The following is a 25,119-nucleotide window of genomic DNA, read 5'->3' as shown; positions in this document are numbered from 1 at the left end:
CGACGTGCCCGAAGAAAACTCCCCCGAAACCCCGGAAACCGGCGGCGAGCAGTCCAGCGCCGAACGGCCCGAAGGCGGCCTCGAACCGCAGGGCGCCCGCCCGGCCGAACCGGTCGTCACCGGTAAAGAGCGCCAGGGCATGTTCGGCGTGCACGGCACCGGCGACACCTCCGGCTACGGCGGCGTCCGCCTCCCCGCGTACAGCCCGCCCCCGGCCGAGCGCCCGTACGGCGGCTGGTTCGACGAATTCGCCGACGAGTTCTACGCGGCCTTGGCGGACAACAAGGTTCCGGCGAGCGCGGTCCTGCAGACCACGGTCGACCGCGGCGAGATCACCTTCTACGTCGCCCGCGAGTACCTCGTCGAGATCGCCAAGGTCCTCCGTGACGACACCGGTCTGCGCTTCGAACTGCTCAGCTCCGTCTCCGGCGTGGACTACGGCGTCGACGTCCCGCAGCGGCTGCACTCGGTCTACCACTTCACGTCGATGACCTACCGCCGCCGCATCCGGCTCGAGGTCACCCTCGACATCGAGGACCCGCACGTGCCGTCGCTGGTCGGGGTCTACCCGACCGCCGACTGGCAGGAGCGGGAGGCCTACGACATGTTCGGCATCGTCTACGACGGCCACCCGGCACTGACCCGCATCCTCATGCCGGACGACTGGGACGGCCACCCCCAGCGCAAGGACTACCCGCTCGGCGGGATCCCCGTCGAATACAAGGGCGCGGAGATCCCGCCGCCGGACCAGCGGAGGTCTTACTCGTGAGCACCGAAAACCTCGCCGACGTCACCACCGGCACGGACACTTCGCCTGAAGGCAGCGACAGCGTCCCCGAAGCCGACTCCCGCGAGACCACCGAAGGCCGCGTCTACACCGTCTCCGGCGGTGACTGGGAAGACCTCATCGAGGACTCCCGTCACGACGAGCGCATGGTCATCAACATGGGCCCGCAGCACCCGTCGACGCACGGCGTGCTCCGGCTCGTGCTGGAGATGGAGGGCGAGACCGTCACCCAGCTCCGCTCGGTCATCGGCTACCTGCACACCGGGATCGAGAAGAACTGCGAGTACCGCACGTGGACCCAGGGCGTCACCTTCGTGACGCGCATGGACTACCTCGCGCCGCTCTCCACCGAACTCGCGTACTGCCTCGGCGTCGAGAAGCTGCTCGGCATCCAGGCCCCGCGCCGCGCCGAACTGCTGCGCGTGATGCTGCTGGAGATCAACCGCATCGGTTCGCACCTGGTCTACATCGCCACCGGCGGGATGGAACTCGGTGCCACCACGGCGATGACGCTCGGTTTCCGTGAGCGCGAAGAGGTCCTTCACCTGCTGGAGCACCTCACCGGCCTCCGCATGAACCACGCGTTCATCCGGCCCGGCGGGCTCGCACAGGACATGCCGGACGACTACCAAGAGGTGGTCAGCGCGTTCGTCAAGACGATGGACGAGCGGCTTCCCTTGTACGACAAGCTCTTCACCGGTCAGCCGATCTGGCGCAACCGGCTCAAGGGCGTCGGCTACCTGCCGGTGGACGCCTGCCTCGCGCTCGGCGTCACCGGCCCGGTGCTGCGCAGCGCCGGTCTCCCGTGGGACCTGCGCAAGACCGAGCCGTACTCCCGCTACGACGAGTTCGAGTTCGACATCCCGACCTCGACCGACGCGGACTGCTGGGCGCGCTACCTGATCCGCGTCGAGGAGATGCACCAGAGCCTGCGGATCATCAAGCAGTGCCTGAAGAAGCTCGAGCCGGGCCCGGTCATGGTCGAGGACAAGAAGGTCGCCTGGCCGGCGCAGCTCTCGATCGGCAGCGACGGCATGGGCAACTCGCTCGAACACGTCCGCAAGATCATGGGCCAGTCGATGGAATCGCTGATCCACCACTTCAAGCTGGTCACCGAGGGCTTCAAGGTCCCGCCGGGCCAGGTGTACACGACGGTGGAATCGCCGCGTGGCGAACTCGGCGCGCATCTCGTGTCCGACGGCGGCACCAGGCCGCTGCGGGTCCACGTGCGCGAACCGAGTTTCGTGAACCTGCAGTCGATGCCCGCGATGGCCGAAGGCGGCCTGGTGGCGGACGTCATCGCCGCCATCGCCTCGATCGACCCCGTCATGGGGGGAGTGGACCGCTGATGACCCAGCCCGGAACGACACCGACGCCCGAGCCCGGCACCAGCCTGGCCGAGCAGACCCACATCGCCGCCGGCGGTGACGTCGACGTGATCGCGATCGCGCCGGATCCCGCCGAGGCGGAAGGGATCCTGGAGAACACGAAGCTCGAAGACATCTTCGACGCCGAGACCTACGCCAAGGCACAGAACCTGATCTCGCGGTACCCGCAGTCGAGGTCGGCGCTGCTGCCGATGCTGCACCTGGTGCAGTCGGTGCAGGGGTACGTGAGCCAGGAGGGCATCGCCTTCTGCGCTTCGCAGCTCGACCTGTCCGACGCCGAGGTCAGCGCGGTCGCGACGTTCTACACCATGTACAAGCGCCGTCCGTGCGGCGAGCACTTGGTCAGTGTGTGCACCAACACCCTCTGCGCGGCCATGGGCGGCGACGCGATCTACAAGAGGCTCCAGACGCACCTCGGTTCCGAGGAAAAGCCGTTGGGGCACAACGAGACCGCGGGCACGCCGAACGAGCCCGGCTCGATCACGCTGGAGCACGCCGAATGTCTCGCGGCCTGTGACCTCGCCCCGGTCATCCAGGTCAACTACGAGTACTTCGACAACCAGACCGAGGACAAGGCCGTCGCGCTGGTCGACGCGTTGCAGGCGGGCAAGAAGCCCGCGCCGACGCGCGGCGCGCCGCTGACGAACTTCAAGGGCGCCGAACTGCAGCTCGCCGGGTTCTTCCCGGAGGACGCGCAGCAGTACCGCACGGACGTCGACGGCCCTTCGCAGGCCGTCGAAACCCTGCGTGGCGCGCAGGTCGCGCAGGATCGCGGCTGGACCGCTCCCGCCATGAAGGACGTTCCGCTCCCGGAAGTGGAGAAGAAGTAATGGCTGACCCGATCACCCCGGTCCTCACGAAGCGCTGGCTTTCGCCCAACTCCTGGACGATCCAGTCCTACGAAGCCCTTGAGGGCTACACCGCGATCCGCAAGGCGCTCAAGGCCACTCCCGAGCAGATCGTCCAGCTGGTCAAGGACTCCGGTCTGCGCGGCCGGGGCGGCGCGGGCTTCCCGGCCGGCATCAAGTGGTCCTTCATGCCGCCGAACGAGGACAAGCCGCACTACCTCGTCATCAACGCCGACGAGGGCGAGCCGGGTACCTGCAAGGACATCCCGCTGATGATGGCGGACCCGCACTCGCTGATCGAGGGCTGCATCATCGCCTCGTACGCGATGCGTTCGCACCACTGCTTCATCTACGTCCGCGGCGAGGCGCTGCACTGCATCCGCCGTCTCAACGCGGCCGTGCGCGAGGCGTACGAAGCGGGCTACCTCGGCAAGAACATCCTCGACTCAGGATTCGACCTCGACATCACCGTGCACGCGGGCGCCGGGGCGTACATCTGCGGCGAGGAGACGGCGCTGCTGGACTCGCTGGAAGGCCGTCGCGGCCAGCCGCGGCTCAAGCCGCCGTTCCCGGCCGCCGCGGGTCTCTACGCCGCGCCGACCACCGTGAACAACGTCGAGACCATCGCCAGCGCGCCGTACATCGTCAACGGCGGTTCGGACTGGTTCCGCCAGATGGGCCGCGAGAAGTCGCCCGGCCCGAAGATCTACTCGATCTCCGGCCACGTCGAGAAGCCCGGCCAGTACGAATGCCCGCTCGGCACCACGCTGCGCGAGCTGCTGGACATGGCGGGCGGCATGAAGGACGGCATCCCGCTGAAGTTCTGGACGCCGGGTGGTTCGTCCACGCCGATGTTCACCGCGGAGCACCTCGATGTTCCGCTGGACTTCGAGGGCGCGGCGGAAGCCGGGTCGATGCTGGGCACGACGGCCGTGCAGGTCTTCAACGAGACCGTTTCCGTGCCGTGGGCCGTGATGAAGTGGACGCAGTTCTACGAGCACGAGTCCTGCGGCAAGTGCACGCCGTGCCGTGAGGGCACCTACTGGCTGGCGCAGATCCTGGAGCGCATGGTCGAGGGCAAGGGCACCGAGGAGGACATCGACACCCTGCTCGACGTCTGCGACAACATCCTCGGCCGCTCGTTCTGCGCCCTCGGCGACGGCGCCGTCTCGCCGATCCAGAGCGGCATCAAGTACTTCCGGGACGAATTCCTGGCTTTGTGTCAAGCAAACAAGCGCGAATTGGTGGGGGCGCAGGCATGACGATCGCACCCGACAAGCCCGGGACCGAGGTCGAAGAGACCCCGGTCCCCGAGGGCCACGTCAAGCTGGTCATCGACGGTGAAACGGTCATCGCGCCCAAGGGCGAGCTGCTGATCCGCACCGCCGAACGGCTCGGCACGGTCATCCCGCGCTTCTGCGACCACCCGCTGCTCGACCCGGCGGGCGCCTGCCGCCAGTGCCTGGTCGAGGTCGAAATGGGCGGCCGTCCGATGCCGAAGCCGCAGGCCTCGTGCACCATGACGGTCGCCGACGGCATGGTCGTGAAGACCCAGCTGACCTCGGCCGTCGCGGACAAGGCCCAGCAGGGTGTGATGGAGCTGCTGCTCATCAACCACCCGCTGGACTGCCCGATCTGCGACAAGGGCGGCGAATGCCCGCTGCAGAACCAGGCGCTCGCGCACGGCCGCGCGGACTCCCGCTTCGTCGACACGAAGCGGACGTTCCCGAAGCCGCTGCCGATCTCCTCGCAGGTGCTGCTGGACCGCGAGCGCTGCGTGCTCTGCCAGCGCTGCACCCGGTTCTCCCGCGAGATCGCCGGCGACCCGTTCATCGAGCTGCTCGAACGCGGCGCCCACCAGCAGATCGGCACGGCGGAGACCGCGGACGTCCTGGACCTGGCCTCCCGGACCACTTCGGGTCAGCCGTTCCAGTCGTACTTCTCCGGCAACGTCATCCAGATCTGCCCGGTCGGCGCGCTGACGTCGGCCGCGTACCGGTTCCGTTCGCGGCCGTTCGACCTGGTGTCCGCGCCGAGTGTGTGCGAGCACTGCTCGTCCGGCTGCGCCGAGCGGACCGACTTCCGCCGCGGCAAGGTCATGCGGAAGCTCGCGGGCGACGACCCCGAGGTCAACGAAGAGTGGATCTGCGACAAGGGCCGCTTCGCCTTCCGGTATGCCACGGCTGACGACCGCATCCGCCGTCCGCTGGTCCGCAACCCGGACACCGACGAACTCGAAGAGGCGTCGTGGACCGACGCGCTGCGGATCGCCGCGGCGGGGCTGGCCGAAAGCAAGGACAAGGGCGGTGTCGGTGTCCTGCCCGGTGGCCGCTTGACCGTCGAGGACGCTTACGCGTACTCGAAGTTCGCGCGGATCGCCTTGGGCACCAACGACATCGACTTCCGCGCCCGCCCGCACTCGGCCGAGGAACTGGACTTCCTCGCGACACACGTGGTCGGGACGACGCCGGAAAGCGGCGTCACCTTCGGCGAGATCGAGCGGGCGCGCACGGTGCTGTGCGTCGCGTTCGAGCCGGAGGACGAAGCGCCGATCGTGTTCCTGCGGCTGCGCAAGGCGGCCCGCAAGAACCGCACGCGCGTCGTCCACTTGGGACAGTGGACCACCTCGTCGGTCCGCAAGACCTTCGGTGAACTGCTGGCCTGCGCGCCGGGCGCCGAAGCCGCCGCGATCGACGGCATCGCGCAGCACGCGCAGGACCTCGACCAGGCGCTCATCGCCGAAGGCTCGGTGATCCTGGTCGGCGAGCGTGCCGCCGAGGTCCCGGGCCTGTTCTCGGCCCTGCACCGGCTGGTGGAGCGCACCGGCGCCCGGCTCGCGTGGATCCCGCGTCGCGCGGGTGAGCGCGGTGCCCTGGCGGCGGGCGCGGCGCCGACGCTGCTGCCCGGCGGCCGCCCGGTCACCGACGCCGCGGCTCGCGCCGAGATCGAAAAGGCTTGGGGCGTCACGCTTCCCGCCGAGCCCGGCCTGGACACCACCGGCATCCTCGAATCGCTGGACCGCGGTGACCTGGTCGGTCTGGTCGTCGGCGGGGTCGATCCGTACGACCTGCCCGACCCGGAACTCGCCCTGAGCGCGCTGCGCAACGCGGCGTTCGTGGTGAGCCTGGAACTGCGGCACAGCGCGGTCACCGAGCACGCGAACGTCGTCCTCCCGATCGCCCCGGCGGTCGAGAAGGCGGGCAGCTACCTGAACTGGGAAGGCCGCCGCCGCGAGTTCGCCGTCACCCTCGAAGGCACCGGCGCGCTGCCGGACTGCCGGGTGCTCGACACCCTCGCCGTCGAGATGGACGCGGACCTGTTCACCCAGACCCCGGCCGCCGCCGCTGCCGACCTGGCGAAGCTCCCGAGTGTTATGAACGGGACTTTCATTGCAAATTCTGAGATGAAAGTCCCGTTCATAACATCGCCCGCCCCCGAAAACGGCAAGGTCCTCCTGGCCACCTGGCGGCAGCTGATCGACAACGGTTCGCTGCAGGACGACGAGCCGCACCTCAAGGGCACGCAACGCGAGGTCGTCGCCAAGCTCTCGGCGAAGACCGCCGAAGGCCTGGGCAAGACCGTCAAGGTCTCCACCGAACGCGGTTCCATCACGCTGCCGGTCGAGATCGCGGACCTGCCGGACGGCGTCGTGTGGCTCCCGGGCAACTCCGACGGCTCGGCCGTCCGCGCCTCTCTTGGCGCGGGACACGGTTCGGCCGTCACCCTCACCGGAGGTGAGAAGTGACTCCGTTGCTCAGCCAGATGCCGGACGCCGCCGAGCGGGCGGCGCTGCTGGCGGACGACCCGTTGTGGCTGATCCTGCTCAAGACGGTCGTCATCCTGCTGATCGGCCCGATCCTGACGATCTTCCTGATCGTCTGGGAGCGCAAGGCGGTCGGCCGGATGCAGAACCGCCCCGGCCCCAACCGGGTCGGGCCCGGCGGCTACCTGCAGTCCCTCGCGGACGCGATCAAGCTGCCGTTCAAGGAACAGATCATCCCGGACACCGCCGACCGCAAGGTGTACTTCCTCGCGCCGGTGATCTCCGCGGTGCCGGCGCTGATCGCGCTCGCCGCGATCCCGTTCGGTCCGGTGGTCTCGATCTTCGGCGAGCGGACCGTGCTCCAGCTGGTCGACCTGCCGGTCGGCGTGCTGGTGATCCTGGCCTGCTCCTCGATCGGCGTGTACGGCCTGGTGCTGGCGGGCTGGTCCTCCGGTTCCCCGTACCCGCTGCTCGGTGGCCTGCGAAGCGCGGCCCAGGTGATCTCCTACGAGATCGCGATGGGTCTGTCCATTGTGGGCGTCATCCTCTACGCGGGTTCGATGTCGACGTCGGCGATCGTCGAGTCGCAGCAGAGTGGCTGGTACTTCTACCTGCTGCTGCCGAGTTTCGTGATCTACCTGATCTCCATGGTCGGCGAGACCAACCGCGCGCCGTTCGACCTCCCCGAGGCCGAATCCGAGCTGGTCGGCGGTTTCCACACCGAGTACAGCTCGATGAAGTTCGCGATGTTCTTCCTCGCCGAGTACGTCAACATGGTGATCGTCTCGGCGTTCGCGACCACGTTGTTCCTCGGTGGCTGGAAGTTCCCGTTCGTCGGCGCCGACCACGCCCTCAACCAGGGCTGGCTCCCGCTGATCTGGTTCGCCGCGAAGCTGTTCATCCTGCTGTTCGGCTTCATCTGGCTGCGCGGCACACTGCCGCGGCTGCGGTACGACCAGTTCATGCGGCTGGGCTGGAAGGTCCTGGTGCCGGTCAACCTGGTCTGGATCGTCGTGATCGTCACGGTCCGCGCGATCAAGAACTCGGGCGGGCTGTCCACCCCGCAGATCCTCATCGGCGGCGGCGCGCTCATCCTCGTCGTCGTCATCCTGAGCCTGCTGCTGCCGGACAAGAAGGTCCCGGACGACGACTACGTCCCGGTGACCGGCGGCGGGTTCCCGGTGCCGCCGCTCGACCTGCAGGTTCCGGACAAGACCCCGCGTCAGAAGGCCCTCGCGAAGGCCGAAGCCCGGGCTGCCAAACGCAAGCCCGCGGCGGTTTCCAGTGGAAGGGAGGCCGGCGATGGGGATGTTTGATCCCATCAAGGGTTTCGGTGTCACCTTCGGGATGATGTTCAAGAAGGTCGCCACCGAGGAGTACCCGGAGGCGGGCGCCCCCGCGGCTCCGCGCTACCACGGCAGGCATCAGCTCAACCGGCATCCGGACGGGCTGGAGAAATGCGTCGGCTGCGAGCTGTGCGCGTGGGCCTGCCCGGCGGACGCGATCTTCGTCGAAGGCGGCGACAACACCGAAGAGGCGCGTTACTCGCCCGGTGAGCGGTACGGCGCCGACTACCAGATCAACTACCTGCGCTGCATCGGCTGCGGGTTGTGCGTCGAGGCCTGCCCGACCCGGTCCCTGACGATGATCAACTTCTACGAGCTGGCCGACGACGACCGGCAGCGGTTGATCTACACCAAGGAAGACCTCCTCGCGCCGCTGCTGCCCGGTATGGAGCAGCCGCCGCACCCGATGCGGCTGGGCGACAACGAGCAGGACTACTACGTCAACGGCCCCGAACTCGCGCGCAAGCAGCCCACCGGCGCCACCGAAGCGGAGGCCGTCAAGTGATCACGGCTTTCCTCGCGCAGACGGACGTTTCGGCCGGGATCACCACGGGCGAGACCATCGCCTTCTGGGTGCTCGGACCGCTCGCGCTGCTCGGCGGCCTCGGCATGATCTTCTCCCGCAACGCCGTGCACTCGGCGCTGTGGCTGGTGCTGACGATGCTGTGCCTCGGCGCGCTGTACATGATCCAGCAGGCGCCGTTCCTCGGCTTCACGCAGATCATCGTCTACACCGGCGCGATCATGATGCTCTTCCTGTTCGTGCTGATGCTGGTCGGCCGGGAGAGTTCGGACTCGGTCGTCGAAGTACTGCGGGGACAGCGGGTCATGGCGACGCTGCTCGGCATCGGCGTCGGCGGGCTGCTCGCGGCGGGACTGGCCCGCGCGCTGGCCAACGTCACCCCGGCGATGCCGCTCGACCCGGCGAACCTCGACGGCGGCGGCCCCGGCGGGCTGGGACGGCTCATCTTCACCAAGTACCTGTTCCCGTTCGAGCTGACGTCGGCGCTGCTGATCACCGCCGCGCTCGGCGCGATGGTGCTCGCGTTCACCGACCGCCATGCCAAGGGCGGCAAGAAGAACCAGAAGGAACTCGTCGTCGACCGGTTCACCGGCAAGCACGACCGGCCTTCGCCGTTGCCCGGCCCCGGCGTCTTCGCGACCGCCAACTCGGTCGCCACCCCGGCGCTGCTGCCGGACGGTTCGATCGCCCCGGAGTCGCTCTCGGAGATCATCGAGTCGACGTCGGCCTCGCGGCTGGAAGATGAGCGCAAGCAGGTCGCGGGTACCGGCGAAGTCCCCGACGCCCACGCTCTCGTCGGCAAGTCTGAAGGGGAGAAGGAATGACCCCGACGTACTACCTGCTCCTGTCCGCGCTGCTGTTCGCCATCGGCGCGGTCGGGGTGCTGGTACGCCGCAACGCGATCGTCGTGTTCATGTGCATCGAGCTGATGCTGAACGCGGCGAACCTGTCCCTGGTCACGTTCGCCCGGATCAACGGGTCGCTCGACGGCCAGGTGATGGCGTTCTTCGTGATGGTCGTCGCCGCCGCCGAGGTCGTGGTGGGGCTCGCGATCATCATGGCGATCTTCCGCACCCGGCGCTCGGCTTCGGTCGACGACACCAACCTGCTGAAGTACTAGGGAGCACCGAGAGTGACCGCATCATCGTGGCTGCTGGTGGCCTTTCCCGCCCTTGGCGCCCTTGTTCTTCTGCTGGCCGGTAAACGCGCTCGTCCGTGGGGACACCTCCTCGGCAGTGCGACCGTCTCACTGTCCTTTGTGTACGGCCTGATCCTGTTCTTCACGGCCGACACGAAGAACGTCGCGGACGTCAAACTGTTCTCGTGGATCCCCGTTTCGGCGCTGCAGGTCGACTTCGGGCTCCGGATCGACGCGCTTTCGCTGACGTTCGTGCTGCTGATCACCGGCGTCGGCATGCTGATCCACTTCTACTCGATCGGCTACATGGCCGAGGACCGCGACCGGTCGAGGTTCTTCGCGTACCTCAACCTGTTCGTCGCCTCGATGCTGATCCTGGTGCTGGGCAACAGCTTCGTGACGCTGTACCTCGGTTGGGAGGGGGTCGGTCTCGCGTCGTACCTGCTCATCGGCTGGTACCAGGACCGCCCGTCCGCGGCCACCGCGGCGAAGAAGGCGTTCCTGATGAACCGCGTCGGTGACGTCGGGCTCGCGCTGGCGATCTTCCTGATGTTCAAGTACGTCGGCAGCACCGGCTACGCCGAGGTCTTCGGCGCGATCGACAAGATCCCGGCCGGGGCGATCACCGCGATCGCGATCCTGCTGCTGCTGGGCGCCTGCGGTAAGTCCGGTCAGTTCCCGTTGCAGGCCTGGCTTCCCGACGCGATGGAGGGCCCGACCCCGGTCTCGGCCCTGATCCACGCGGCGACGATGGTCACCGCCGGCGTCTACCTGGTCGCCCGCGCGCACGAGATCTTCAACGCCACCGCGGACGGCCGCCTGATCGTCACCCTCGTCGGTACGGTCACGCTCTTGATCGGGTGCGTCATCGGTTGCGCCTACGACGACATCAAGAAGGTCCTGGCGTACTCCACGGTCAGCCAGATCGGGTACATGATGCTCGCCGTCGGCCTCGGGCCGATCGCCTACGCGCTCGGCATCATGCACCTGGTGGCGCACGGTTTCTTCAAGGCGGGGCTGTTCCTCGGGGCCGGTTCGGTCATGCACGCCATGAACGACGAGGTCGACATGCGGAAGTACGGCGGGCTGCGCAAGCACCTGCCGGTCACCTTCTGGACCTTCGCGCTCGGCTACCTGGCGCTGATCGGCATCCCGCCGCTCTCGGGCTTCTTCACCAAGGACGCGATCATCGAAGCGGCGCTGAGCCAGGGCGGCTGGCGTGGCTGGGTGATGGGCGGCGCGGCACTGCTCGGCGCCGGGCTCACCGCGTTCTACATGACGCGCCTGATGGTGATGACCTTCTTCGGCAAGGAACGCTGGAAGGAGATCAAGAGCAGCGACGGCCGCGACTTCCACCCGCACGAGGCTCCCGCGGTGATGAAGTGGCCGATGATCATCCTGGCGGTCGGTTCGGTCGGCGCCGGTGCGTTCTTCGCCCTCGGCGACCGGTTCGCCGAATGGCTCTCCCCGGTGGTCGGCCCGCTCGAAGAGGGTGGCCACAGCGTCATCCCGCACGCGCTGGTCCCGATCCTCACCGTGGCGCTCTCCGTTCTCGGTGCGGTGGCCGCGTGGCTCTTCGTCGGCCGTAAGGACGTTCCGGTGGAACGGCCCGAGCGGGTCTCCGCCGTGGTCAAGGCCGCGCGCAACGACCTCTACGGCAACACCCTGAACGAGACGCTGGTCGCCCGTCCGGGCACCTGGCTCGCCCGCGCTCTGGTCTACGTGGACAACCGCGGCGTCGACGGCGCGGTCAACGGCCTCGCCGCCGCGCTCGGCGGCGGATCCGGGCGCCTGCGCCGCCTGCAGACCGGCTTCGTCCGCTCGTACGCACTGTCCATGCTGGGCGGCACATTCCTGCTTCTGGCGGCACTTCTGCTGGTGAGGTTCGCATGACCTGGGTACTCGCAACCATCCTGCTGCCGCTGGCTGGCGCCGCGGTCGTCGCGGGGATGAAGAAGAACGACAGGCTCGCGACGCTCACCGCGCTCGTGGTGTCGCTCCTGACGTTCCTGCTGGTGATCCCGATGTGGGCGAGCTACTCGCCGACCGGGGACCGGATCCAGCAGAAGTCCTCGATGGACTGGATCCCGAACTTCGGCATCCACATCTCGTTCGGCATCGACGGCATCGCGCTGGTGATGATCGCGGTCATCGGGCTGCTGGTGCCGATCGTGGTCGGCGCGCTCGGCCTGACCGACAAGCTCCCGGCCGGGCGCTCGGCGGGCGGGTTCCTCTCGCTGATCCTGGTGCAGGAGGCGCTGACCATCGCGGTGTTCGCCGCGACCGACGTCTTCCTGTTCTACGTGCTGTTCGAGATCATGCTGATCCCGATGTACTTCCTGATCGGCGGCTACGGCGGCGCGAACCGGCAGTACGCGGCGGTCAAGTTCTTCCTGTACTCGTTCCTCGGCGGCCTGATCATGCTGGCCTCGGCGATCGGGGCGTACTCGCTGGCGTCGGACAAACTCGGCAAGGGCACCTTCGACTGGGAAACGCTCGTCACCGTCGTCCGCGATGCCCCGACGGGCACCCAGATCTGGCTGTTCCTCGGGTTCTTCCTCGCCTTCGCGATCAAGGCCCCTTTGGTGCCGTTCCACACCTGGCTGCCGGACGCCGCGGGCCAGGCGCCCATCGGCGTCGCGGTGCTGCTGGTCGGTGTGCTGGACAAGGTCGGCACGTTCGGGTTCCTGCGCTACTGCCTCCCGATGTTCCCGGAGGCCAGCAAGGAACTCGCGCCATGGGTACTGGTGCTCGCCGTCGCGGGTGTCCTTTACGGATCAATCCTCGCAGCGGGGCAGCGCGACATGAAGCGCTTCATCGCCTACGTGTCGATCGCTCACTTCGGCTTCATCGCGCTGGGCATCTTCACCTTCAACGAGCAGGCGATGGTCGGCTCGGTGTCGTACATGCTCAACCACAGCCTCGCCACCGGCATGCTGATCGTGGTGGTCGGCCTCATCGTGATGCGCGGCGGATCCACCAGGATCTCCGACTACGGCGGCATGGCGAAGGTGACCCCGCTGCTCGGCGGGATGCTGCTCATCGCCGGTCTGTCCACTTTGTCCCTGCCCGGCACGAACTCCTTCATCAGTGAGTTCCTGGTGCTGCTGGGGTCCTTTGTGGACTATCCGGTGTACACGATCATCGCGACGGTCGGCATGGTGCTGGCCGCGGCGTACGTGCTCTGGCTCTACCAGCGTGTCATGCAGGGCCCCGTCCGCGGTGACGCCCTGATCGGCGCCGGTGGAGGCCCCGGCACGGCGATGGCTCCGGAACTCGGGGCGACCAAGGCCATCAAGGACCTCGGCGGCAAGGAGATCGCGATCCTGGCGCCGATGGTCGTGCTGATCATCGCGCTCGGGTTCTATCCCAAGCCGGTGCTCGACACGATCACCCCGTCGGTGCAGGCGACCATGTCGTCCGTGCAGGGAGGCAAGTAAACCGTGCTCTTCTTGACTCAGGCGCCACCGGTGCAGGTGCCGTCGATCGATTACTTCGCCGTCACCCCGGTGCTGATCATCTTCGCGGCGGCGTGCGTCAGCGTGCTGTTCGAAGCCTTCCTGCCCAAGCACATGCGGTGGCCGTCGCAGGTCTTCCTGTCCCTGCTGGGGATCGGGGCCGCCGGCGTCTTCCTCGCCTGGTACGTCAGTTCGTCCGCGCCGAAGGGTGGCGTGACCACCTTCAGCGGTGCGATCGCCGTCGACCGGCCCTCGCTGTTCCTGTGGGGCACGCTGCTGGCGCTGGCACTGGGCGCGCTGCTGCTGATCGCGGACCGCTCGGTCGAACCCGGCGGTGCGTTCGTCGCCCAGGCCGGTATCCGCCCCGGCACGGTCCAGGACCGCGCGCAGGTCGGCACCACCGGTATGCAGACCGAGGTCTTCCCACTGACGCTGTTCGCGCTCGGCGGCATGATGTCGTTCGTCGCGGCCAACGACCTGCTGACCATGTTCATCGCGCTCGAAGTGCTGAGCCTGCCGCTGTATCTGATGTGCGGGCTCGCGCGGCGGCGCCGCCTGCTCTCGCAGGAATCCGCGGTCAAGTACTTCCTGCTCGGCGCGTTCTCGTCGGCGTTCTTCCTCTACGGTCTCGCGCTGCTCTACGGCTACGCGAACTCCGTGAAGCTGTCGGACATCGCCAACGCGGCCGCCGGTTCGGACCGGTCGGACACGCTGCTGTTCGCCGGGCTCGGGCTGCTCGCGGTCGGCCTGCTGTTCAAGGGTTCGGTCGGCCCGTTCCACACGTGGACCCCGGACGTCTACCAGGGCGCGCCGACCCCGGTCACCGCGTTCATGGGCGCCTGCACCAAGGTCGCCGCGTTCGGCGGGATCCTGCGGGTGTTCTCGGTGGCGTTCGAGTCGACCAGCTGGGAATGGCGCGGCGTGCTCTGGGGCGTCGCGATCATCTCGATGCTGATCGGCGCGGTGCTGGGCCTGACCCAGACCGACGTGAAGCGCATGATCGCCTACTCGTCCATCGCGCATGCCGGGTTCCTGCTCGTGGGTGCGATCGCGATGACCGAGGAAGGCCTGTCGAGCACGCTGTTCTACCTGCTGGCCTACGGCTTCACCACGCTCGCCGCGTTCGGTGTCGTCTCGCTGGTGCGGGACTCGAACGGCGAGGCGACGCATCTGTCCGCGTGGGCTGGGCTCGCGAAGCGGTCGCCGGTGCTGGCGGGGGTCTTCACCTTCCTGCTGCTCGCGCTGGCCGGTATCCCGCTGACCAGTGGGTTCGTCGGCAAGTTCGTGGTGTTCTCGGCCGCCCTGTCCGACGGGATGGCGCCGCTGGTCGTCGTCGCCCTGGTCTTCAGTGCCGTCGCCGCGTTCTTCTACCTGCGAGTGATCGTGCTGATGTACTTCTCCGAGCCGGCGCCCGACGGTCCGACCGTCACTGTGCCCGGCGCGTTCACCACGACGGCGATCACGCTCGGCGTCATCGTCACGCTGGTGCTCGGCCTGATCCCGGCGTTCGCCCTCGACTGGGCGGGCTCCGGCGGTTTCGCCCTGAAGTAGTTTTTCTTTGCGCGTGAAGGCCCCCTTCCCTCGGCTGAACCGAGGGAAGGGGGCCTTCACGCGCATCGGGTACTGAATTGCCGGGCCGCACCTGGCAGATTTTCGCCATGCCGAAGCCGAAACCCAGCCCCCAGGCACGGGCACTCGCCGAAGGACTTCGAGTCGCGCGGAAGATCAGCAGACTGGCCATGACCGAAGTGGCCGACAAACTGGACTGGTCGCAGTCGACGCTCAGCCGTCTCGAAACCGGAGTACGCGCCGCGTCCACCGAAGAGGTGTCGGCACTGCTCGCGGTCTATCAGATCACTGGCGAGCAAAGGGAAGTACTGATCGAGCTGGCTCGCGACGCCGATCGTCCCAGCTGGCTGGAAACTCGCGACGCCGAGGTGCCGTGCCAGGTGGAAACCCTTGCGCAGTACGAACTCGAAGCCACCAAGATCGTCGAATCCAGTACCGCGTTGCTTCCCGTGCTGCTGCAGACACCTTCGTATGCGAGGGCCGCGCTGTCCGCGGCCGACGTCTCCACCGCGGCGCTCAAAGCACGAATGGATCTACGCCAGGATCGGCAGAAGGTGCTGGACCGGAAGAATCCGCCGAGGCTGGTCGCGTTTCTCGACGAGGGAACCCTGCGACGGCACGTCGGTGGCGAACGGATCATGGCCAACCAGCTTCGGTACCTCCTCGCGCTGGCGCAGCGGCCGACTGTCGAACTGCGCGTCTTCCCTTTCGACGTCGGCGGCCATCCCGGGATGTGCGGCGGTTACGCCCTGCTCGAGTTCGCGGACGGCCGTCCGCTGGTGCGGCTGGAACACCGGGGCGCCGGGGTGTTCCTGCACCAGCCCGAGGACGTCGAACCTTACGAGCGGGCGACAGTGCGTTCGACCGCGGTGGCGCTGGATCCGGGGCGGTCGGTGAGTTTGATCGAGAGCCTGGTGCCGCTGGTCTAGTGGTCGAGGCTCGCCCGCAACGCGGCGACCTTCTGGGCCAGCAACGTGGGTTCACCGGGAAGGACGGTGATGTAGCGGTTCGTGGACGAGCCGGTCACGTGCATGGCCACCCGTCCGGCGTCGATGTCCAGATACGTCAGACCGTCGGTGGCTTCGACACGTTTGCCGCCATCGGGATGCTTCGCCGCGGCGAAGAACCCGACGCCGAAGTACGGCTGCTCGAAGACCTCGTCCAGCCGCCGCGCGTCACGGCTTCGTGCCTCGGCCTCGTCGTCGTAGAGGCCGCTTCCGGCGCCGGGCTTGAAATCGTCCTGTGGCAACGAAAACGGCGCGAAGTGGGCGGGCGGGTACTCGGGCAGGTTCATCACGAGCGCGGCCGCGCGGTCGTCGGTCCGCACGCCTTTCAGCCATACCCGGTGGTCCTGGCAGATCGCGGTGACCGCCGCACGTCCGCGCACGGCGACCAAGACGCTGTACTGCTCCGCCTCGGTCCGGACGGTCGCGTAGTACTCGGTGTTCGGCCGATCGAGGATGTGCAGGACGTCCTCGAAATCGCTGGTCAACCGTTTGCCTTCGGTGAAGCCCAGTCCACCGAGCTCCTCGAACGCCGCCCTGTCTTCGCCGTTTCGCGACGACGGCGGGATGTAGCGCAGGCCGCCCGCGAAGATCAGATGCGGATCTCCGCAGCCGGCGTGACGGAACGCGGTCAACAAGGTGTCGAGCGTGATCTCGACCGGGCGCGCGAGCACCACGTTTCTCCCTCCCCTGAGACTGTGGCGCTACTGCTGCGTCTTCTTCTCGCCGATCACCGGCGGCATCGGCTTCTCGATGTAGCCGCCGAAGGTCTCGTCCGGATCCGGGTTCTGAAGGTACGCAGGAGCCTTCTTCTCCTTGTCCTCCTCGCCCTTGCCACGGGCCGCGCCGGGCGCCATCGGCATCCCGTTCGCCCCGCCGCGACCGGCGGCACCGGCCGATCCCGCCGCGCCACGGCCGCCCATGGGCTGACCTGGCGCCCCGGTGCCACTACGACCACCCGGACCGGGTTGCCCGGTGCCACCCGGCCCGCCGGGGACACCACCCCGGTAGCCGCCCGGCGATCCGGGCCCGCCCGCGGTCCGCCCGCCGGGCGACCCCGGCGTGCCACCGGTTCCCGGCCCGAACGGCGTGTGCCCGGGCGGGAGGGTGCCTGGCTGGTTGAACGTGTTGATCGGCTTGCCGGTCGGTCCGAAGTCGGCGTTCGCCGCGGGCGGCACGACCGGGTTGACCGGAGGTGGCGTGTACGAGTTGGCGCGGGTTCCGTCGTCAGGTGCCGGAAGGTGTGTCACCGGCTGGACCGGCTGAGGGCCACTCTGCCCGGGCCGGGGGCCACCCTGTTCGGGCTGCGGGCCGCTCACGTCCGGGCCACCGGTACCAGGCCCGCCCGGCCCCGGCTCGCCGGTGCCCGGCCCGCGGTAGGGCTCACCGATCCCGCGATCACGCCCGTCGGAGCCGTCGCCGAACCCCTTGGCCGCCGGTTTCCCGGAGCCGCCGTCGTCCAGCGTGACAGTGCCGCCGGGGTCGGTCAGCTGCGCGTACTGGGCGGGCAGCTCGTCGCCGTTGGAGGTGCTGGCCGAGTGATAGACCGAGAAGGTGTCGATGTTGTGCTGGCTGTCGGCCTGGTAGCTCTTGACCTTGTCCCAGTAGCCGCCGTTGCCTTCGAGGATCCCCACGACATCCTCGGCCGTGGGCGCGGGCTGTTGCGGCGGGACCGGCTTGACGGAGTTCTTCGCGGTACCGAACGCGTCCATCTGCGCGGTGATGGCGTTCTGGGCGACTGCCAGATGCATCGCGTCGTCCATGGCTGCCTCGACGACAGGCCGCGTCGCGTCAGCGGCGGCGGTGCTGGACGCGCCTTGCCAGCCAGCCATGGACTTCTGGGCGAGCGCGGTGAGCCTTTGCGCGCGCTCGTGGTGTCGTTTGGTCAGGTTGTAGGCCGCAACCTGGGCCTCGGAGAGTGAACCGGTGCCCTCGCCCTTGGTGATCTGTTCGTAGATCTGGGCGGCGGTGAGTGGTCCTTCGGCGACCATCAGTTGCCGCCCCCTCTGACCGTGGCGAGGACTCGGATCGCCGCCTCACGGGCGGCGTCGCAGGGGTCCTTCTTACCGATGTTGGCCTCAGACTGCTCGAGCACGATGTCGATGGTCTCGTTGTCGCTGGTCCCCAACGCAACAGAGCACTTACCTCGACTGGCTCGCTCGTCTTCCGTGCCGTAGGCGGTTACCGGATAGCCATCGATCGACCCAAGCGGTTCGAAAAGCTTGTAAGTTGTGCCCTTGGCTTCATAGACACTCGTCATTCCTCGGTCGGGAGCTTTGCTGAAGAGCACACTGACCGTTGGGCGAGTGGCGGAGTGCGGTGCCCACAAGCACGAAGGTCCACTCGAGCCGTCCAAGCGTTCCCGTGTTTCCCCCTCTGACCCGAGGAGTTCCTTCACCTGAGCACTGGTGAGGGCTTTGCAGGGTGTCGTTTTGATCTGGACCAGGTTTATCGGATCGTCCACCTTGGGCACCCCGGGGCCGGGGAGCTGCCCGGTCGTACTTGAGGGGATGGGTCTGGCGTCGCCGGTGGTAGGAGCAGGAGTGCCGTTCTCGGTTGAAGGTGAACAGGCGGAGAGAACGAGCGCGATGACGCTGGCGAGAAGGATGGTGCGGCGCATCAGGCGATGCCCTTCGGCTGTTGGTCGATGACTGCAGTGGCGTGATCTTCTGCTGTGGCGTACTTGCCGAGAGCGGTCACGTACTTATTGGCCATGCTCTCGCAATAGCTGATTCGCTGCCGGAGGGCTGCCTCGAGCGCTGTCCCGGACTGCTGAGTGGTGCCTGCGTTGTTGGCGCTGGCGTACTCCAGCCCAGGAGGCAGGGCCCTGGCGACCTTGCCTGCTTCAGCGAGGTCAACCTGGTACTCGAGGGCCAGGTCGCGCCACTCATTCGCCAGTTCGTGGAGGGTCGCCTCGTCGTACTTGAACCCCGCCCCCTCTGCGACCGGCGTCCCGTAAGAACCGCCGGTGGGTGGGGCTTTGCAGATCGAGCCCGGGTTGAAGCCGGGTTGGTAGACGGGCGTTCCCTCAGGCATGGCTATGCACCCCTGCCACCCCGAACTGATCCCCGCTGACCGGGCGAACCCGCCCCGAAGTCACCGTCGTCATATGCCCCTCCCGTGGCTACAAGGCGCTCCACCCCGATGCACCCTGCGTAATCCGACGCCGGGAAGATTACCAGGGTTCCCCAGCGGGCGAGCACGTCTGCATAAAGTTCCGTTCCCCACTGAATAGCGCTCGCGTCCCTGGTGACTATCAGTGAAAACCATTCGGGTGGTTGTGCGTCGATGGAAGGTCTTTCTGCTGGTGGATGCCACCGCGAGTTCGCATACTCCGCGTAATGAAGTTTCGAAGAGTGATTCTTGTTGCACTGCTCGCCGGGCTATTGGCGGCATGTACGGATTCCGTGGTCACTGCCCCTCCTCAGCCGCATTTTCCGAAATGGCAGCCGAAACAACCTCGACCCGCCGATCGTGACGCACAGGCCGTTGATGCGGCGCTGGCCGCACTCGACTTGTGCTCCCTGATCGACCTGGCCGTCTATGCGCGCCGGAAGGGCACTGATACCCGGCCCGTGACACGTGAGCCCAAGGTGAGGTCCGACCGGAAATCCTGCATGCTCTACCGCGACGGTTACGAAGACATCCTGTACGTCCATGACGTGGACCCCGGTCACGCGGCACTCCGGAATGACGGGGCCGTGGTCGATCTGGGCGGGGTGAAGGCCTACCAGATCGAATCCCGCCGTGAGGGCAGGGTCGAAGGGTGCGCCGTCACGGTTCCGCTCAGTTTCCAACGCGCGATCAAGTTCGAACTGGGCTTCCAGAGCCGCGGCAAGGACTGCGAACTCCTCCGCGATTTCGCCACAGCGGGTGCCGCCAAGCTCCCTCGCGATCTCGTCTACCCGCCCGGCGGCCAGGACAGCGCCCGGATCGGGGCCTGCGCGAACTGGGTTTCGAACAGCAAGGGCGAGAACTGCGATCCGGCCGTCGACGCGCCGGTGCCCACGGGTGCCGAGCAGATCCTCGCCGCGGGGGCGGCCGATCCGAACGTCGAGTGCGCGGTGTTCCGCAACGCGGTCAAGAAGGTCTACGGGCCGGAGTTCGAGCCGATCGCGACACCGGGTTCCTGCTACTTCGTCGAACCGCGGCATCGGCTCCAGATCGAGGCCGGGGCCACCGCGAACGGGGGTGCGCCGGGGGAGTGGCTCGCGGATCCGCACCGCACCTTCAAGGACCACCGTCAAGTCTCGTTCAGCGGAAATCCAGGAGTCACCCTTCGCGACAAGGACGAGAGCGAACTGCTCATCTATGTCTCGCCTTTCGGCGATCTCGACTCGCGTGGGCATGTCCGGTTGCTGATCGCCACCGAGCGGGAGCGAGGGGTCGACGAGTGGCCGCGGTCGCGCGCGATCCCGATGGTGGACGTCGCCAAGGCACACGCGGTGATGGAACTGGTGATGGTCACCCACTTTCGGGTGACCAGGTGAGGTCCGTGCCGTCGTAAGCTTCCTCCATGTACATCGAGCGGGTCCGGCTGGAGAACATCCGCGGCTTCAGTGGTGCCCGCACCGTCGACCTTCGGCTGCCGGGCCCCGGCTGGGTGGTGCTCGCCGGGCGCAACGGCTCCGGCAAGACGTCGCTGCTGCGGGCCATCGCGGTGGCGGCGGCGCCGGACGTGGCCTGGGGGCTGCTGTCGGACGCCGGGAGCTGGATCTCGACGGGGGCGACGAACGGGTCCATCGAGCTGTCGGTGATGCGCGAGGAAGGGCCCGCGCCGGTCGAGGTCCGCTGGCTCGATTCCGGGCTGCTGCCGATCTCCGGACTCCCGCCGGGCCAGCCGTTCTGCGCGGCGTACGGGCCGTTCCGGCGGCTCGCGGGCGGTAGCGGCGAGGCCGAGTCGTGGATGCGCGGCGCCGGGTCGCTGGCGCGGATGGCGAGCCTGTTCCACGAAGACGCCTCGCTCGCCGAGGGGGTCACCTGGCTGATCAACCAGCATCTCCGTGCCCTGGAAGGAAAAGCGGGCGCCCGCGAACTCAAGGACGCGGCGCTCGAGATCCTCGGCGACGGCCTCCTGCCCGGCGGCTACCGGATCCGGGACGTCGATTCGGACGGGCTCTGGGTCGAATACCGGGGTGACAGGTTCCCCCTGCGCGAGATGAGCGACGGCTACCGCACGGTGACCGCGCTCGTCGTCGATCTGCTCAAGCAACTCGACAGCGCGGGCCTCGATCACGAGAGTCCCGGCGTCGTGATCATCGACGAGGTGGACGCGCATCTCCACGTGTCGTGGCAGAAACGCATGGGCTCGTGGTTCAAGGCGCATTTCCCGCGGATCCAGTTCATCGTCACCACGCACAGTCCCTATGTGTGCCAGGCCGCCGATCCCGGCGGGCTCGTCCGGCTTTCCGGGCCGGACGAAGAAGTCCCGCCGCGCGTGGTCTCCGAGGAGCTGTACGAACGGGTCGTGTTCGGCACCGGCGACGACGCCGTGCTTTCCGATCTCTTCGGCCTCGACACGCCTTATTCGCCGCAGGCGGTCGAGTTGCGGGAGCATCTCGCCGAGCTGGAGTTCCAGGTGGCGTCCGGGCGGGCGGACGCGAACGGCGTCCGGGAATGGGAACGCCTGCGGGGCATGCTGAGCAGCTCGCCGCCGAGCCGGGTGGACGAGGTGGCCAGGCGGTTCGAGGCCGACGATCGGTGATCGGGATCCGCCGGATCGCGCTGCCGGGGCGGGTGGTCGCCGATCTCGAAGACCTGACCGCGCGGATCCCGCCCGGTGACAGCAAGGAAGCGCGACGGTTGTGGCGGGTTTCCCGTGCCGTGCGGCGGTCTTTGCGGGCGGGGCTGGACGTGATGGCCGCCGGCCGTGGCTATTGCATGTACTGCGGCGACGGGCTCGGGTCCACTGTGGACCATTTCGAGCCGATCGCGCGGAACCCGGCGCGCGCCTTCGATTGGCTCAACCACCTGCTCGCCTGTGAATACTGCAACAGCCACCACAAACGCGACCTGTTCCCGGTGGACGACGACGGCCACAGCCTGTTGATCGACCCGACCGCCGAAGACCCACTGGAACATCTGTTCCTGGTGCTGTCGATCGGGACTTACCGTGCGCTGACTGAAAAAGGCGAGCAGACGATCAAGGTGTGCGGGCTGAACCGCGCGCAATTGGCGCGGGGCAGGGAAACGGCGGTCAACCAGGTGAGCGCGCTCGTCGTGGGCTGGTGGACCGCCCGCGCGCTCGGGGACGACGTGAAGCGGCGTGCGATGGCCTGGACCCTGCTCGACCAGCCGCACGCCGACGTGCTCCACGCGATGCTCCGGCAGGCGAAGATGCCGGGGGCGCGCGCAGTCTTCCGCTCGGACGACGAACTCATCGACCTGCTTCGCGCCCCCGAACTCGCCGAGGATCTTCAGCTCTCCGGCGGCGCGGTGTAGGCGGCCAGGGTGGCGTCGGCCCGGGTGCGGGCGCTGTCCGCATCGGTGCCGCCGGCGACATCCGCCTCGTACCAGGCCTCGCTGCTCAGGGTCATGAACAGCTTGCCCTCTTCGCTCACCATCCAGGCCATGGCCGCCTCGGGATCGTTGGCCTCGCCGGACTCGAGATGCAGGGCGAGCCCGTTCAGCATCATGTCCCAGCCGATGCCGACCGCGCCCGGCCCGAACTGGTTCCAGTGCTCGTTGGGTACCGCGGTGTGGTCGAGTTCGAACCGCGTGCGCCCGTCGGGTTCGGGGCTCAGCCGGACCTCGATCCAGCTGACATCGCCGCCGTACTCCCAGGTCGCGGCGAAACTCTTCGGCGGATCGCAGCGCTCGACGACCCCGCCGGCGTTGCCTTCCAGCTGGTACTTGCCGCCGACCCGCAGCTCGCCGGTGACCGGCAGGAACCAGCGCGGGATGCGTTCGGGGTTGGTGCAGGCGTCCCAGAGGTCCTCCAGATCGGTGTCGTAGACCTGGCTCACGGTGACCGTCGACGCCTCACCCGCTTCGACCACACGTGTGCCCACCTTGCGCTGGACGGAGTCGATCTGGCTGGTCACGTCGACCATGGGAGTCCTCCTCGGCTCGGATGCCACTCGGATGTCGCCAAGGTATCAGCGTAGGCTTATATAAGCCACTACAGAAAAGGGCGCCCGGGACGACCCGGACGCCCCTCTCCCGGCAGGCGGTCAGGGTGTGGGGGAGCAGGCCGCGCGACCGACGATCACTTCGCCGGTGATGTTCGAGGCCGGGGCGAACTTGATCCGCAGCATGGTCAGCCCGATGCTGCCGTCGCCCGGCAAGGCCTGCTCGTTGAAGATCGCCTCGGCGAGCAGGGTGCCGTCGGATTTCGTGATCGGCTTGACGTAACCGACCGGGACCGGCGACGGCAGCGTGCCGAGTCCGGTGGCGCCGCCGTACGACCAGGTCGCGTTCGTGTTGGTCTGCGTCGCCGTGCAGCTGACCGAGTAGCTCCGGATCTTGATCCGCGGCCCGCTCGACGAGACCAGCGCCGACAGCTCGAAGTTCTGGCCCTTGGTCTCCGACTTCGTGGTGGTCACGTCGTTTTCCGGGTCGACCACGGTGGTCGTGCAGGTCGAGGTGCCGCCACCGAACGTGATCCCGGTCCTGGTCACGACCCCGGACGAGTTGGTCGTCGGTCCCTCGACCGCGCAGCCGGCGAGCGACGAGATCGAGATCGGCGTCGAGGTGCCCTTGGTGAAGGCGGCGGAGCCGAGCGAGGCCGCTCCCGCCGGGTTCGCCGCGGCCGCCGGTGCCACACCGGCGCCGAGACCCGCCAGCAACAGCGCGCCGACCAGGCCGGCCCGACTTGCGATGGTGATGCGCATTGCACGTCCTCCTCACGTGATGGAGAGCGAGCCGGATCGGCCGTTCTTCCTTTGTCATCACTATCTGCGTGTCGGATTCGCCCGTTGCGCGCGTGACGGTCGTTTCACTCGGTCGTGGATCATGGGTACCCGTTGGATATTCAGGTTCGTATCCAGATACAGGTCTGTATATTCGAACGCATGCCGACCTACCGCGTCCTCGTCAACGGCAAGTTCGACCATCCCGACGCCGAGACCCGCGCCCGGCTGCTCGCCGAGCTGAGCGACCATCAGGCGATCGGGTTCACCGAGGACGGCCTGTTCACCTACAGCGCGCACCTCGGCGCGTTCACCTACCGCGTCACCTTGCGCGGCGAGGAAGAGCGCGAGGTGCTCGACGAGGCCGAGCTGAAGGTCATGGAGCTGCTGGACGCCAAGGGTTATCCGTACCGCGACGTCGCGGGCAAGGCCACCTGCATGGACGACATCAAGATCCGCCGCCGCTAGGCGTTCAGGAGACCTCGGCGGCCGGGGCCGCGAAGGTGTTGCACGCCGAGGTGTCCTTGGCCTTCAAGCCGCGTTTCTGCCACAACGCGGCGTTCTTCGCCGAGCCGTGGGTCTTGCTGTCCGGGACCTGGAAATCAGCCTGCCCGACGGGCCTGACCAGTCCGGCGCCGATCGAGCCCCGGCCCGCGGCGTTGGCCAGGAACAGGCTGCTGAAGCAGTCGGCCTGCAGTTCCAGCCGCCTGCTCAGGTCGAGGATCTTCGACTGGTCGCCATTGGCCTCGCGGTAGAGCAGGTCGTGTTTCCGGAGGATGCCCGACTGTTCCTGGACGTGATGTCCGTACTCGTGGGCGAGCAGGAACAGCTGGTTCAGGAGATCGGGACCGCCGTCGGCGAGCTGCCTCGGCAACGGGACGAAGATCGTCTTGTCGTCCGAGCAGTAGAAGCCCATGGCCTCCGAGGCGGGCGGAGGTGGGCCGCAGGCGGTGTTCGAGACGTCGTGGAGGTTCACCGCGACCGGGATCCGCGGCTCGCCGACCTGGGTCAGGACCGGATGCCATGCCCGCTCCAGGCAAGGGATCAGCGCCAGGTAGAACGCGTCCAGCTGCTCCTGCGTGCCGCGGAGCTTGGGCAGTTCACAGGTCACCTTCGGCATCGCCACCCCGGGAGCGACGAGGGGATTGGCCGCCGTCTCGAGTTTGCGGACCGGCACCTCCTGCCGCGTGGCGGGCGGAGCGGAGGACGCGGACGCGGGCGCCGACGCCGGCGGGACGGCCTGCGGGCGGGTCTGGACCGCGCCCGCCTTCGAGTCCTTCACGCCGCCCACCACCAGCACGGCCACCACCAGCATCACCGCCATGAAGACGGCGAAGAGGACGACGGTGAGCCACACCGTCGAACGCTGCTCCCGGTGGTCTTCGGCGGGAGGTGCCCACGACGGTCTTTCGCCGGAATCGTCCGGTGTGCTCATGTACTTCCCC

General features: G+C 67.8%; 24 protein-coding genes. 17 read left to right on the top strand and 7 right to left on the bottom strand.

Features of this window, described 5'->3' with window-relative positions; translation table 11 throughout:
- Window positions 1-4: 4 nt before the first annotated feature.
- The 13 genes from SD37_RS38615 to SD37_RS38555 all read left to right on the top strand — a co-directional run bounded on the left by SD37_RS38615 (window position 5) and on the right by SD37_RS38555 (window position 15,749).
- Entirely contained in the window at window positions 5-769 is a 765-nt protein-coding gene (locus SD37_RS38615; protein ID WP_044851862.1) for an NADH-quinone oxidoreductase subunit C, read from the top strand.
- On the top strand, window positions 766-2,136 hold the full coding sequence (locus SD37_RS38610) for an NADH-quinone oxidoreductase subunit D (RefSeq protein WP_044851840.1): 1,371 nt from the start codon (window positions 766-768) through the stop codon (window positions 2,134-2,136). The genes SD37_RS38615 and SD37_RS38610 overlap by 4 nt, the downstream gene beginning before the upstream one ends.
- Window positions 2,136-3,005, top strand: coding sequence for an NADH-quinone oxidoreductase subunit NuoE (gene nuoE, locus SD37_RS38605; RefSeq protein ID WP_044851841.1), 870 nt, complete (start codon window positions 2,136-2,138; stop codon window positions 3,003-3,005). The genes SD37_RS38610 and nuoE overlap by 1 nt, the downstream gene beginning before the upstream one ends.
- Window positions 3,005-4,285, top strand: a complete 1,281-nt coding sequence (gene nuoF, locus SD37_RS38600) for an NADH-quinone oxidoreductase subunit NuoF (protein WP_044851842.1) — start codon at window positions 3,005-3,007, stop codon at window positions 4,283-4,285. The genes nuoE and nuoF overlap by 1 nt, the downstream gene beginning before the upstream one ends.
- Window positions 4,282-6,768 (top strand): NADH-quinone oxidoreductase subunit G, encoded by a 2,487-nt coding sequence (locus SD37_RS38595; protein WP_044851843.1) that lies wholly within the window; start codon window positions 4,282-4,284, stop codon window positions 6,766-6,768. Before nuoF ends, SD37_RS38595 begins: the two co-directional genes overlap by 4 nt.
- A complete protein-coding gene (nuoH, locus tag SD37_RS38590; protein WP_044851844.1) occupies window positions 6,765-8,102 on the top strand; it encodes an NADH-quinone oxidoreductase subunit NuoH in 1,338 nt (445 codons plus the stop codon). The genes SD37_RS38595 and nuoH overlap by 4 nt, the downstream gene beginning before the upstream one ends.
- Window positions 8,089-8,637 carry an NADH-quinone oxidoreductase subunit NuoI gene (gene nuoI, locus SD37_RS38585; RefSeq protein ID WP_037308376.1) on the top strand — a complete coding sequence of 183 codons (549 nt, stop codon included), beginning with the start codon at window positions 8,089-8,091 and terminating at the stop codon, window positions 8,635-8,637. The genes nuoH and nuoI overlap by 14 nt, the downstream gene beginning before the upstream one ends.
- Window positions 8,634-9,479, top strand: a complete 846-nt coding sequence (locus SD37_RS38580) for an NADH-quinone oxidoreductase subunit J (RefSeq protein ID WP_044851845.1) — start codon at window positions 8,634-8,636, stop codon at window positions 9,477-9,479. Before nuoI ends, SD37_RS38580 begins: the two co-directional genes overlap by 4 nt.
- Window positions 9,476-9,775, top strand: a complete 300-nt coding sequence (gene nuoK, locus SD37_RS38575) for an NADH-quinone oxidoreductase subunit NuoK (protein ID WP_005151882.1) — start codon at window positions 9,476-9,478, stop codon at window positions 9,773-9,775. The genes SD37_RS38580 and nuoK overlap by 4 nt, the downstream gene beginning before the upstream one ends.
- Before the next feature lie 12 nt (window positions 9,776-9,787).
- A complete protein-coding gene (nuoL, locus tag SD37_RS38570) occupies window positions 9,788-11,686 on the top strand; it encodes an NADH-quinone oxidoreductase subunit L (RefSeq protein ID WP_044851846.1) in 1,899 nt (632 codons plus the stop codon).
- A complete protein-coding gene (locus SD37_RS38565) occupies window positions 11,683-13,233 on the top strand; it encodes an NADH-quinone oxidoreductase subunit M (protein WP_044851847.1) in 1,551 nt (516 codons plus the stop codon). Before nuoL ends, SD37_RS38565 begins: the two co-directional genes overlap by 4 nt.
- A gap of 3 nt (window positions 13,234-13,236) precedes the next feature.
- Entirely contained in the window at window positions 13,237-14,802 is a 1,566-nt protein-coding gene (gene nuoN / locus SD37_RS38560; RefSeq protein WP_037308360.1) for an NADH-quinone oxidoreductase subunit NuoN, read from the top strand.
- Between the two features lie 107 nt (window positions 14,803-14,909).
- The gene (locus SD37_RS38555; RefSeq protein WP_044851863.1) at window positions 14,910-15,749 is read left to right on the top strand and encodes a helix-turn-helix domain-containing protein; all 840 of its coding nucleotides are present in this window, start codon (window positions 14,910-14,912) and stop codon (window positions 15,747-15,749) included.
- Here the strand turns inward: SD37_RS38555 and SD37_RS38550 are convergent.
- The 4 genes from SD37_RS38550 to SD37_RS38535 are packed head-to-tail and all read right to left on the bottom strand — an operon-like array spanning window position 15,746 to window position 18,860.
- A complete protein-coding gene (locus SD37_RS38550; protein ID WP_044851848.1) occupies window positions 15,746-16,501 on the bottom strand; it encodes an ESX secretion-associated protein EspG in 756 nt (251 codons plus the stop codon). The two genes, SD37_RS38555 and SD37_RS38550, sit on opposite strands and share 4 nt — an antisense overlap.
- 27 nt (window positions 16,502-16,528) lie before the next feature.
- Entirely contained in the window at window positions 16,529-17,815 is a 1,287-nt protein-coding gene (locus SD37_RS38545; protein ID WP_044851849.1) for a PPE domain-containing protein, read from the bottom strand.
- A complete protein-coding gene (locus SD37_RS38540) occupies window positions 17,815-18,444 on the bottom strand; it encodes a DUF3558 domain-containing protein (RefSeq protein ID WP_044851850.1) in 630 nt (209 codons plus the stop codon). Before SD37_RS38540 ends, SD37_RS38545 begins: the two co-directional genes overlap by 1 nt.
- On the bottom strand, window positions 18,444-18,860 hold the full coding sequence (locus SD37_RS38535) for a hypothetical protein (RefSeq protein ID WP_044851851.1): 417 nt from the start codon (window positions 18,858-18,860) through the stop codon (window positions 18,444-18,446). The genes SD37_RS38540 and SD37_RS38535 overlap by 1 nt, the downstream gene beginning before the upstream one ends.
- A 581-nt stretch (window positions 18,861-19,441) precedes the next feature.
- Here SD37_RS38535 and SD37_RS38530 point away from each other — a divergent pair.
- The 3 genes from SD37_RS38530 to SD37_RS38520 are packed head-to-tail and all read left to right on the top strand — an operon-like array spanning window position 19,442 to window position 22,265.
- Window positions 19,442-20,314: a hypothetical protein gene (locus SD37_RS38530; protein WP_236725211.1), complete on the top strand. Its 873-nt coding sequence runs from the start codon at window positions 19,442-19,444 to the stop codon at window positions 20,312-20,314.
- A gap of 26 nt (window positions 20,315-20,340) precedes the next feature.
- Window positions 20,341-21,528: an AAA family ATPase gene (locus tag SD37_RS38525; RefSeq protein ID WP_044851853.1), complete on the top strand. Its 1,188-nt coding sequence runs from the start codon at window positions 20,341-20,343 to the stop codon at window positions 21,526-21,528.
- Complete coding sequence (locus SD37_RS38520) at window positions 21,525-22,265, top strand: HNH endonuclease (RefSeq protein WP_037308343.1); 741 nt, start codon at window positions 21,525-21,527, stop codon at window positions 22,263-22,265. The genes SD37_RS38525 and SD37_RS38520 overlap by 4 nt, the downstream gene beginning before the upstream one ends.
- Here the strand turns inward: SD37_RS38520 and SD37_RS38515 are convergent.
- Both SD37_RS38515 and SD37_RS38510 read right to left on the bottom strand, forming a co-directional pair.
- Complete coding sequence (locus tag SD37_RS38515; protein WP_044851854.1) at window positions 22,241-22,876, bottom strand: SRPBCC family protein; 636 nt, start codon at window positions 22,874-22,876, stop codon at window positions 22,241-22,243. The genes SD37_RS38520 and SD37_RS38515 overlap by 25 nt on opposite strands.
- A gap of 120 nt (window positions 22,877-22,996) precedes the next feature.
- On the bottom strand, window positions 22,997-23,656 hold the full coding sequence (locus SD37_RS38510; protein WP_044851855.1) for a hypothetical protein: 660 nt from the start codon (window positions 23,654-23,656) through the stop codon (window positions 22,997-22,999).
- A gap of 180 nt (window positions 23,657-23,836) precedes the next feature.
- Here SD37_RS38510 and SD37_RS38505 point away from each other — a divergent pair, with 180 nt between their 5' ends.
- Complete coding sequence (locus SD37_RS38505) at window positions 23,837-24,142, top strand: DUF6204 family protein (protein ID WP_044851856.1); 306 nt, start codon at window positions 23,837-23,839, stop codon at window positions 24,140-24,142.
- Window positions 24,143-24,146: 4 nt separating this feature from the next.
- Here the strand turns inward: SD37_RS38505 and SD37_RS38500 are convergent, their stop codons facing one another.
- Complete coding sequence (locus SD37_RS38500) at window positions 24,147-25,109, bottom strand: neutral zinc metallopeptidase (protein WP_044851857.1); 963 nt, start codon at window positions 25,107-25,109, stop codon at window positions 24,147-24,149.
- Between the last annotated feature and the right edge of the window lie 10 nt (window positions 25,110-25,119).

It is taken from the genome of Amycolatopsis orientalis, assembly GCF_000943515.2.
Classification (GTDB): Bacteria; Actinomycetota; Actinomycetes; order Mycobacteriales; family Pseudonocardiaceae; genus Amycolatopsis; species Amycolatopsis orientalis.
This window is presented reverse-complemented; position numbering and strand designations above follow the sequence as displayed.

Bases quoted from the DNA above. Each gene is read 5' to 3' on its own strand.
- SD37_RS38530 (WP_236725211.1), top strand. From the start codon at position 19,442: ATGCTCTACCGCGACGGTTACGAAGACATCCTGTACGTCCATGACGTG.
- nuoK (WP_005151882.1), top strand. From the start codon at position 9,476: ATGACCCCGACGTACTACCTGCTCCTGTCCGCGCTGCTGTTCGCCATC.
- SD37_RS38595 (WP_044851843.1), top strand. From the start codon at position 4,282: ATGACGATCGCACCCGACAAGCCCGGGACCGAGGTCGAAGAGACCCCG.
- SD37_RS38565 (WP_044851847.1), top strand. From the start codon at position 11,683: ATGACCTGGGTACTCGCAACCATCCTGCTGCCGCTGGCTGGCGCCGCG.
- SD37_RS38500 (WP_044851857.1), bottom strand. From the start codon at position 25,109: ATGAGCACACCGGACGATTCCGGCGAAAGACCGTCGTGGGCACCTCCC.
- nuoF (WP_044851842.1), top strand. From the start codon at position 3,005: ATGGCTGACCCGATCACCCCGGTCCTCACGAAGCGCTGGCTTTCGCCC.
- SD37_RS38525 (WP_044851853.1), top strand. From the start codon at position 20,341: ATGTACATCGAGCGGGTCCGGCTGGAGAACATCCGCGGCTTCAGTGGT.
- SD37_RS38505 (WP_044851856.1), top strand. From the start codon at position 23,837: ATGCCGACCTACCGCGTCCTCGTCAACGGCAAGTTCGACCATCCCGAC.
- SD37_RS38535 (WP_044851851.1), bottom strand. From the start codon at position 18,860: ATGCCTGAGGGAACGCCCGTCTACCAACCCGGCTTCAACCCGGGCTCG.
- SD37_RS38540 (WP_044851850.1), bottom strand. From the start codon at position 18,444: ATGCGCCGCACCATCCTTCTCGCCAGCGTCATCGCGCTCGTTCTCTCC.
- nuoE (WP_044851841.1), top strand. From the start codon at position 2,136: ATGACCCAGCCCGGAACGACACCGACGCCCGAGCCCGGCACCAGCCTG.
- SD37_RS38510 (WP_044851855.1), bottom strand. From the start codon at position 23,656: ATGCGCATCACCATCGCAAGTCGGGCCGGCCTGGTCGGCGCGCTGTTG.
- nuoI (WP_037308376.1), top strand. From the start codon at position 8,089: ATGGGGATGTTTGATCCCATCAAGGGTTTCGGTGTCACCTTCGGGATG.
- SD37_RS38515 (WP_044851854.1), bottom strand. From the start codon at position 22,876: ATGGTCGACGTGACCAGCCAGATCGACTCCGTCCAGCGCAAGGTGGGC.
- SD37_RS38545 (WP_044851849.1), bottom strand. From the start codon at position 17,815: ATGGTCGCCGAAGGACCACTCACCGCCGCCCAGATCTACGAACAGATC.
- SD37_RS38555 (WP_044851863.1), top strand. From the start codon at position 14,910: ATGCCGAAGCCGAAACCCAGCCCCCAGGCACGGGCACTCGCCGAAGGA.